The sequence below is a fragment of the Roseinatronobacter domitianus genome (genome assembly GCF_023336755.1).
Classification (GTDB): Bacteria; Pseudomonadota; Alphaproteobacteria; order Rhodobacterales; family Rhodobacteraceae; genus Roseinatronobacter; species Roseinatronobacter domitianus.
Genome location: NZ_JALZWP010000018.1, coordinates 1 through 9,558 on the forward strand (window position 1 = coordinate 1; position 9,558 = coordinate 9,558).

The 9,558-nt window shown below is 56.8% G+C and carries 9 protein-coding genes and 1 tRNA gene; all 10 read left to right on the forward strand.

The window, feature by feature from the left end:
- Window positions 1–50 precede the first annotated feature (50 nt).
- The 10 genes from M3N55_RS14155 (at window position 51) to brxC (ending at window position 9,555) form a co-directional block, all read left to right on the forward strand.
- Window positions 51–127: transfer RNA gene (locus tag M3N55_RS14155), tRNA-Met, on the forward strand.
- 219 nt (window positions 128–346) lie between these two features.
- Window positions 347–616 carry a hypothetical protein gene (locus M3N55_RS14160; protein WP_249060191.1) on the forward strand — a complete coding sequence of 90 codons (270 nt, stop codon included), beginning with the start codon at window positions 347–349 and terminating at the stop codon, window positions 614–616.
- A complete protein-coding gene (locus M3N55_RS14165; protein ID WP_249060192.1) occupies window positions 613–930 on the forward strand; it encodes a type II toxin-antitoxin system RelE/ParE family toxin in 318 nt (105 codons plus the stop codon). The genes M3N55_RS14160 and M3N55_RS14165 overlap by 4 nt, the downstream gene beginning before the upstream one ends.
- A gap of 3 nt (window positions 931–933) precedes the next feature.
- Window positions 934–2,175, forward strand: a complete 1,242-nt coding sequence (locus tag M3N55_RS14170) for a hypothetical protein (protein ID WP_249060193.1) — start codon at window positions 934–936, stop codon at window positions 2,173–2,175.
- Between the two features lie 94 nt (window positions 2,176–2,269).
- A complete protein-coding gene (locus M3N55_RS14175) occupies window positions 2,270–3,661 on the forward strand; it encodes an exonuclease domain-containing protein (RefSeq protein WP_249060194.1) in 1,392 nt (463 codons plus the stop codon).
- Between the two features lie 176 nt (window positions 3,662–3,837).
- Entirely contained in the window at window positions 3,838–4,053 is a 216-nt protein-coding gene (locus M3N55_RS14180; protein WP_428982671.1) for a helix-turn-helix domain-containing protein, read from the forward strand.
- A complete protein-coding gene (locus M3N55_RS14185; protein WP_249060195.1) occupies window positions 4,046–4,573 on the forward strand; it encodes a BrxE family protein in 528 nt (175 codons plus the stop codon). The genes M3N55_RS14180 and M3N55_RS14185 overlap by 8 nt, the downstream gene beginning before the upstream one ends.
- The gene (locus tag M3N55_RS14190) at window positions 4,573–5,352 is read left to right on the forward strand and encodes a BrxA family protein (protein ID WP_249060196.1); all 780 of its coding nucleotides are present in this window, start codon (window positions 4,573–4,575) and stop codon (window positions 5,350–5,352) included. Before M3N55_RS14185 ends, M3N55_RS14190 begins: the two co-directional genes overlap by 1 nt.
- Window positions 5,339–5,914, forward strand: coding sequence for a BREX protein BrxB domain-containing protein (locus tag M3N55_RS14195; RefSeq protein WP_249060198.1), 576 nt, complete (start codon window positions 5,339–5,341; stop codon window positions 5,912–5,914). Before M3N55_RS14190 ends, M3N55_RS14195 begins: the two co-directional genes overlap by 14 nt.
- Before the next feature lie 20 nt (window positions 5,915–5,934).
- On the forward strand, window positions 5,935–9,555 hold the full coding sequence (gene brxC / locus M3N55_RS14200) for a BREX system P-loop protein BrxC (RefSeq protein WP_249060201.1): 3,621 nt from the start codon (window positions 5,935–5,937) through the stop codon (window positions 9,553–9,555).
- The last annotated feature ends 3 nt before the right edge of the window (window positions 9,556–9,558 follow it).

Here is a 9,558-nt window from a genome sequence, read left to right on the forward strand (position 1 = left end):
GGAGAGTAGCTCACCGCCAAACCTGATAATCAACCAGTCCATAATACCAACGCGGGGTGGAGCAGCCAGGTAGCTCGTCAGGCTCATAACCTGAAGGTCACAGGTTCAAATCCTGTCCCCGCAACCAAATATCTCAAATAAAACAAATGCTTAGCCTGAGGTATATTTATACCACAGTCCATTATGCGTTTTACATCAACGCCACATCAACACCAGAACAGAAAAACAGCATTCGCCTGCACTGGCGTGCATTCGCCCGCATTCGGCGGCATTCGCGGGCATCACGCCCGGCTTGTCACAGCACCGCGTGTTGTGTAGATTACCAAGTCATACTTGGAGTCTGCCCATGACAGTCAAAACCACGCTCAGTTTCACCGATCGCCATCATCGTTTTCTGACCGACAAGGTCGGCGAGGGCGTCTTCGCCTCGCAGAGCGCGGCTGTGGCTGCGGCGCTTGAGCAGATGATCCGCGATGAAGAAGAGCGCGCGATCGCGCTTGATGCGATGGCCGAAGAAATCCGCGCACGCATGCGAACTCCACCAGCGGAATATGTTGATCCTGAGGGCGCCTTCGCGGCGGTCCGCGCCCGTATCGGCGTCGCGCGGCAGGGATGACGTATCGCATCCGGTTTCACCCGGCTGTGGCGGATGACTTGGCATCGATCGCGGAGCTGATCGCCAATTACGCCGGGCCAGAGGCAGCCCAGCGGCGGCTGTCCGAGATTGAGGCCGTAATTTCCAGTCTGGCTGACACCCCCCTGAAAGGGAGCGTGCGGTCGGAAATCGCTCCGGGTCTTCGCGCTATTCCGGCAGGACGCAAAGCCGTCATTGCTTTTACTGTCAACGAGGCCGAGCGCGCGGTTCTGGTGCATGTCATCAGCTATGCGGGATCAGATTGGATCGCGCGCAGCACTGCGCGAGGGCGTTAGGGGATGGCAAAGACACCAGCACATAAATGGGCGTTCAAGCCGGGGATGCGTGCGGGCGTCTATAGCTGGAAGTCATCAGCCAAGGCCATCGATCGATTGAAATCTGCCAGCTCCGAGATCCGGGCTGTTGCGCGGGTCGACCCAGTGACCGCCGCCGAGGGCGTGATCGCGCTGGCCCAGCGCATCTGGCCTGCTTTCGAGCATATCGACACCTCGTCGGGCGCGCTTGGCAATGCCGTGCGCCGTACGCTAGAGGAGTTGCTGCCAGTACTGATAAGCGCACCCTCCGACGAGAAAACTCGCGCGAAGTGGCTTGAGCAGTTGCGCGAAGCGATCGAGGATGACGGCGTGGATTATCTTGCGCCGATCGCGCATAGCTTTGGACAGATTGCGGCATACCCCGCCCTGATGAACCTGCATGCCGACAGGGATCTCGACATGATCGAGGCCGCGTGGTCCGATCATGAGCGTTTCATTCATGTCGCAACGGCCTCGCTGACGTTGTCCTGTTTGTTGGAGGCGGGGCGTCATGACGAGTTGCTGGCGCTTCTGGCACGCAAGAAGACGCACCTGTGGTTCGACGAGAGGTTTGGCGCCGAGGCGCTGCTGCGCCAGGGGCTTGAAGACGAGGCCCTCGCCTATGCCGAAGGCCTGCTTCAGGGCGACCGTCGCCCATGGGGTCATGCCGAGATTGCCCAATTCTGCGAACGCATTCTGGTCGGGCAGGGGCGTGATGATGAAGCCTATCGGCGCTTCGGCCTGCCATCGGTCTCGGGCAACACGTATCTCGCGATGTGGCGCGATCTGGTGAAGCGCTATCCCGATCTCGATGCACGCCAGATCCTCAGGGACCTGATGGAAAGTCATGGATCACAGGGCAAGTGGTTTGCCGCAGCCAAGACAGCGAAGTATCTCGACATTGCGCTCGATTGCGCTGCGCAGCCTGATGCAGCACCCGCGACGCTCATTCGCGCGGCTCGGGATTTTGCGATCAAAGAGCCAGCGTTCGCTGCACAGGTTGGCTTGCATGCAATCTCGCATCTGCTGGCTGGCCGCGGATATGAGCCGAGCCCCTTCGATATCGATGAGGCCGTCGGGCATGTCATGGCAGCTAGCGCGCGGATAGGGCAGGAGGATCAGGTGCTGCGGGAGCTCAAGAGACTCGCAGCAAATTCGGCAGTTGATGTAAGGATGTCAGGACGGTTGCAATCCTGCATTGCAGACCTTGAAAAGAGCCTCGGCTAGGGGATCGGACACCTGAAATGCGCTGCGCCTGCATCACCCCGGGTTGCTGTCTTTGCAAGATGACGGAGTCCGCGGCTTCAGCTAAGCTGCCAGTATGAAATTCGCTTTTTACGACTTAGAGACCACCGGCATTTCGCCCGCCTTCGATCAACCCCTGCAATTCGCCGCCATTCTGACGGATGGTGAGTTCAGGGAGATCGAGCGGGTCAATCTGCGGTGCCGGATCGCCCCGCATATCATCCCGTCTCCTTGGGCGCTGGCAGTAACCGGTGTGCGCCCAGCGCAGTTGACTGATCCCAGCTTGCCAACCCTATTTGAGTTCACACAGGAAATCGGCGCGTTGATAGAGCGCTGGTCACCCTCGATCTGGACAGGGTTCAACAGCATTCGTTTCGACGAGGAAATGCTGCGCCAGGCCTTTTATCAGAACCTGCAGCCCGATGTGTTCGCCACCCAGTTCAATGGAAATTCGCGCTTCGACGTGCTGACAGCGCTATATGCTGTCTGGTATCGCCAGCCTGATCTGTTCGACTGGCCCGTCGATCCCGATGGCCGGGTGCGCTTCAAGCTGGACCGTATCGCGCCGCTGAATGGCTTCGCCGCGCACAATGCGCATGACGCGCTCGGCGACGTCGAGGCGACCATCCATGTCGCCCGCCAGATCGCCCAGCGCGCCCCGGCACTCTGGGCGGAGCTGCTTGCCAACCGCGATAAGGCGCATGTCCATTCGAGTCTTGCAACCTTCCAGCCGATGGCACTGGTTGAGCGGTTCGGGGGCGGCCTGCCGCGCGCAACCGTCGGCTGTTTCTGTGGAACCTCACCCAGCAATCCCAATCAGGCGGCGTTCTTCGATCTGGATGCTGCTGACCCGGCCGATCTCCTGGTGGCGGATGCCGCATGCCTTTTCGCAGCTGTCGATGCCACACCGAAGGTCATCCGTTCTGTAACGGTCAACAAGTCGCCCGCCTTGCTATTTGTGCCGACGCCCAGCGCCGAGCAGTTGCGCCGCGCCGAGGCAATCGCGAACGCGCCCGAGTTCCGGACGCGGGTAGGGCAGGCTCTGGCTGCGCGCTTTCCCGAGGATCCTGCTGCCCCCACCCCTCCGGTCGAAAAGCAGATCTACGGCGGCTTTTACAGCCATGCTGACAAGGCGTTGTTGGCGGAGTTTCAGCGCGCGGACTGGCGGCGCCGCCAGGAGATCGTCGCCAGCCTGGCCGATCCCCGTCTGCGCCAGCTTGGCCGACGTCTGGTGGCGTTTCACGCGCCCGAACTGCTCTCTGCCGAGGAGCAGGGGCAGTACCAGGCCTGGCTACGGGAGCGCTGGTCAGCGCCGGAAGGGCCTGCGACCGAGTGGATGACGGTAGAGAGGAGCCAACGCGCGATCGATGAAATGCGGACAAGCTCACACCTAGACGTCACGCTTACTACGGAGATCGCAACCTATCTTCAGCGGTTCGAGGGCTCTGAAGGCGAGGAAAGAGCATGATGTCGAACAGGCCTCCCCGCGTGGCTGGGGGCGCTACACGCTGCGCTTATTGCAGCCGACGTAAACTGGACAGGTCACGTCAACTCTACCGATGTGGCGGAAGTCCCGAGTGATTGATTGCCTTTTCCAATATTTCCAGTATTTTCTCATTTAGGCCGAATTCTCGGAGAACCAATGTGAACGGCGTCAGCGATGTCATGACGGTTAAGGAGGTCGCTTCTTACCTCAAGATTAAGGAGAAGACCGCCTACAGGCTGGCCGCAGGGGGAAAGATCCCAGGCTTCAAGGTGGGCGGATCATGGCGGTTTCGTCGGGGTGATATTGAACGCTGGATTGAAGCGCAGAGCGCTGAGAGTTCGGCTGAGGGCAAGGTTAGGACAGAACTTGAGTGAACCAGAGCAGAGCGTTTTGGAGAGCAGTGCGAACCTTGCAGCCATCGTCAAAGTCAGGCTGGCGGTCGGTTTGCTCGGCGAACAGGACCGCGGTAACTGGTGGCCATCATTATGGTTTACATCAAATGCTGCAGCTTTCGTGACGCCCATTTATGGCAATCGGGCCTATGTTGCGCGCTATCATGGTCTGGTCGAAGCGGCGCGGCGGGTGCACGATAGCCGTATCGGGGTTGGACAAGCGCTCCATCTTTTTCGTCTCCCTGAGAGTATGGAGCGACGACTCCATCATGCGATGATCGCAGATCCTGCTCTGGAAGCAGAGGCCAATGTCATTGATGAAGGCAAGGCTGAAGCCATTTTAAGTGATACTGAAATGACAGTGGTAGGTAGCGCCGGGCCGATATGTGTTGGGTCCGTGCGTGAGCTTGATAAAAGCGAGTGGATCAATTTGGTCGCGGGCCACTATCTAGCGGCGTTCAAGAGCGGGCAGCAGTCGTTTCCGTATTTTTCGGGGGCCTGATGGCGAAGCGGGCGTACACGACGAAACTACAGGCCGGGCTCGGTCTTATCCCTGAGACAGAGAAGCTCCTTGAGCTCTGGCAGCCAGGTATGGACAGCCGTGCGCTTCTGGAATGCGCCTTGAGCTCTGGTGATTTCCCGACAATAACAGCGCGGCGACTGCGCAACATCGTTACTGAAGGCTTCGCGCCGCGCTACCTCGCTGAGGATGCAGCACCCGCCCTGGCGCTGAAATCTCTGGAGCGGTCGCTCTCGGAGCTCGAGCGCAAGCAACTCTTCTTTCTTTTTACATGCCGCGCAAACCTAATTTTGGCTGATTTTGTTCGTGACTATTACTGGCCTCAGTACAGTTCTGGCGCGACATCAATTAGCAAACGTGATGCGCTCTCTTTTGTTGAAGATGCTGTTGCTGAAGGCAAAACTACAACGCCCTGGTCAGATTCTACCCGGAATCGAGTGTCTAGCTATCTGCTTGGCGCTTGCTGTGATTTTGGGCTGCTCGGCGCGATGGAGGGTGGTGGACGAAGAATTGAAACCTTCAGGCCAACGCGGATCGTCACAACATTTCTGGCACATGAGCTCCACTTTCGTGATCTTGGCGACAGCGCGGTACTTCACCATGAAGACTGGCGGCTGTTGGGTCTTGGACCTGAGGATGCCCTTGCTGAATTGAAACAAATTGCGCTGCGCGGAGAGGTCATCGTTCAATCAGCCGCTGGGCTCGTTCAAATATCCTGGAAACACAAAAATATGCAGGAGTTGGCAGATGCCGTCTCTTAACACTGACTTCGATGAATTACTGCGACGCATTCAGTCGGGCCGGGAGTTTTCTCACGCGAGCTTTGAGCCGATCTACTATCTGGTTTTCCACCCCCGCGAGATTTTGGAGGTCAAGCAGCACATGCCGGCATGGCTCGCACGCCTAAAGAACGCTGGCTGGCACGTTACGACCTTCTCTATTGCACAACATATCGAAGAAATTTTGCACTCATCACCGATGCGGAAAATCTGGCTGGCCGCCGATGCGAAGGCCCCACTTAATTGGGAAAAGACCAACAAAAGCCTCGCCAACGCACTCACTGGCAGGGATCAGCTGCAGGCGCGTCTGGAAGAAACGATATCGGCTGTCAAGGATGATCCCAATGCCATCGTGCTCGTGACTGACTTGGAGGCGTTGCACCCCTATTTGCGCATTGGCGCAATCGAAGCTCAGCTTCAGGGGAAATTCCATGTCCCAACGATTTTTTTCTATCCGGGCGTGAGAACGGGAAAGACTCGTCTTCGCTTTCTGGGATTCTACCCAGAAGATGGAAACTACCGCTCCGTGCATGTCGGTGGATAGCAGTAGGCAAAGAGAAAGATATGATCGCGATGACAAAAATACGCTCTTTGTTTGATCCTCAAAAAGGTCTTCAGCGCTCTATTGAGAAGGTGATTTCTTATCAGGCGTCGCAGGAAGAGCGGCTTAAAGCGGAGATTACTGAATACATCGTCACCGAGAGCATTGATGAGCAGCTGGAGAAGCTCTTGGACAATATCCAGGCGGCCTTGGAGAGCGGCGGCGGTCACGAGGTCGGCGTTTGGGTTTCGGGTTTCTACGGTTCCGGGAAAAGCTCTTTCACCAAGTATCTTGGTCTCGCGCTAGATGACCGCGTTACGGTCGAAGGTCAGCCATTTGTTCGCCACCTCAGCGATCGCCTCCGGAGACCGCAGACGAAAGCCCTCCTTGATGCTGTTAACAGGCGCCTATCAGCGGCGGTCTTTTTGCTCGACCTCGCGAGCCAGCAAATCGCTGGCGCGACGCTCGCTGAAGTTTCTAGCGTCCTTTACTACAAGGTTCTGCAATCGCTTGGCTACTCACGCAATATGAAGGTGGCCGCCCTTGAGCGTAAGTTGAAGAAAGATGGCCGCTATCAGGAGTTCACCACACTGTTCAAGGATGAGACTGGGGAAAACTGGGAAGACTACCAAAACGACGAATTGGTGGTCGATAGTCTGCTTCCGAACCTCGCACATCGTATGTACCCAGCCTTGTTTAAGAGCGATCAAGCGTTCTCAGCGGCTAGCAGCGAAACCATCTACTTGATGGACGATCGTGTCCGAGAAATGATCGATGTCATTCGCGACGAAACCGGGAAAGAGAATATTGTTTTTGTCATTGATGAGATCGGCCAATACGTCGGCAGTCAGCAGTCGAAGATTCTTGACCTGCAAGGCCTCGCTGAGAACATAAAGAATATTGGCCAGGGAAAGGTATGGATACTAGGGACTGCGCAGCAAACGCTTACCGAAGATGATCCACACACGGCCATAAACTCGCCAGAACTCTTCAAGCTCAAGGATCGCTTCCCGATCTCCGTTGAACTTGAATCCAGCGATATAAAAGAAATCTGCTTCCGTAGATTGCTTGGTAAATCCGCTGAAGGTGAAGCCCAACTAGCGAAATTGTTCGATGCGCATGGCCAGGGGCTACGCACGAATACCAAGCTCGCTGGAGCAAAATACTATGATGAGGGTTTCGACAAGACTAGTTTCGTTAACTTGTACCCGTTCCTGCCAGCTCACTTCGAAATTCTGCTGCGTCTACTGGGCGCGCTGGCGAAATCAACGGGTGGAGTTGGGTTGCGGTCTGCGATCAAGGTGCTCCAGGATGTCTTGGTGGAGGGCGCGGGAAATCAGCCGCCTGTCGCGGATCGGGAGCTTGGGTGGCTCGCGACGACAGTCACCCTTTATGACTCGCTGAATAAAGACATCCGTCGGGCCTTCCCCTCGCTGCATGGAGCAGTAGAAAAGGTCGCGTTCCAGTTCTCGGACGACGAACACACGCAAAATGTCGCTAAGACCATCGCCATTTTGCAGATCCTTGCCAATATGCCCGTCACGATCGAGAATGTGGCAGCGCTGATGCACCCGTCCATCACCTCCGCCTCCACCAAAGAGGCGGTAAAGGCTGCGATCGAGAAGATGCAGAGCAACGCCTTCGTTCCCCTCGGGGAAAAGGATGGCAGTCTCCGATTCTTCAGTGAAAAGCTCAACGACGTCGAACTAGAGCGCGCGCAGTTGCCTCTTCGCGGTACGGAGGTCCAACGGATCTTCAGCGGCGCTCTCCGCGATACCTTGACGCCGCTTCCCTCTGCGCGCTTGCACGGCAGTCGCGCTGTGACATCTGGGGTGAAGACGATCGCTGGCGGACGCAGTGTTGCCTTGGCCGGTGAGCGAGAGACTATCCAAACTGCGTTGGTTTTGGCGGATGCCAGCGAGTATGAAATTGAACGAACGCGGCTGGTGGATGAATCGCGGCAGCGAAGCGCTGAGAACACGATCTTTCTGCTCGGTCGGGCGCCCCAGGAAGCCATGAATCACGCTGGGGAGATATATCGGTGCAACCGGATTGTCGAAATCTATCGGAATGATCCCGATCAAGAGGTCAAAGAATACTGCTCGAGCCAGACTGACAGAGCCGCTCGACTCTCTAACGAGCTCGTGCAGCTGGTAACGCGCGATCTTGCTCGAGGATCTTTCGTGTTTCGCGGCGCTATGACGGCAGTCGAGAGTCTGGATCAGAATCTTCTAGCTGCTTGTAAGAGGTTTCTCGGCGACGTCGCGCAGCAAGTCTATGCCCGCTACACGGAAGCCCCGGAGCGGGTGGATACGGTACTTCCTGAGCGTTTTTTGCGTGCTGCTGACGCCAATCTGCGTGCAGTTACGTCGCAGATCGATCCGATGGGCCTTGTTCAGATCTCTGGTGGCACACCCACGATCCAGACCGACCACAAAGCACTTGTGAGCATACGTGACTACATAGAGCGAAATGGCCTCGTTGAGGGGAAACGTTTGCTCGATACCTTCGCCGATGCACCTTTCGGCTGGTCGCCAGACACGACGCGGTATCTACTTGGTGCGCTCTTGGTCGCGGGTGAAATCAAGCTGAAAGTCGGCGGCCGCGAAGTCACCGTTAACGGTCAGCAGGCCATCGAAGCCCTCAAGACCAACAACAGCTTTAAGCCTGTCGGTATATCACTGCGCCAGGATCGGCCGTCCATGGATGTACTGGCACGGGCGGCGGAGCGATTGACCGATCTCGCGGGGGACCAAATCGTCCCACTTGAAGAAAATATCAGTAAGGCAGCCCAGAGATTGCTGCCTGACCTGCAGCACCGCTATGCTTCTCTTCGTGAAAAGCTCACAACGCTAGGCCTGCATGGCGCTGATACTATGGAGTCCTTGAACCGTCAGGTCGCCGAGCTTCTACTTACTGATTGCTCTGACGCACCACAGGTGTTTGGGGCCGAAAGCTCCACTCTGTTCGATGAACTAAAATGGGCTCAGAGGGTCAAGATCGCCTTTGATCAAAAACTCGATCAAACGGTGCGGCGGGTGCGCGATCTCCAGCGTGATCTTGCGTCTCTGCCCAAGACCGGAGCTCCAGGCGAGCTCGCGAAAGTAGTCGAAGATGATCTAGAAAGCCTAAATGACCGTCTGTCAAAAGAGAGGTTCTTCGACCACGCAGCGGATATTTCAACGACGTGCAGGTCAATCGAAAACCGCGTAGCAGAGACCGTGCGGACGATGGCCAGCGCCCAATCGAGCCTTGTGAACGAGGCTGCCGCTGATCTTGCCCGGATCCCAGAATGGAATGAATTCACGGCTGAAGAGCAGCAGAAAGCGCTTGGCGAACTGCAAGAGCTTTCAGCAAAAGTGAGCGATGACATCGCTGGGCTTAAAGCCTTGCTCGCTTCGCAGTACGACATCAGCACAACTATCCAGGACTTGAAGCGACGAATTGTCGAAGAGGGCCGCGAACGCAGCCGGCCGTCCGAGCCAAAGCCTGGCCAAAAACCCCAAGGCAAGTCTCGCCGGGCGCTAAAGATACCAGCTCGCATAGCAACAACCGAAGAGCTCGACGAGCTAATAAAACGCCTCCAGGATCTGAGGTCGGATGCGTCCTACTACGAATTCGACGTTGAGATCGGAGAGGGGTAGGAG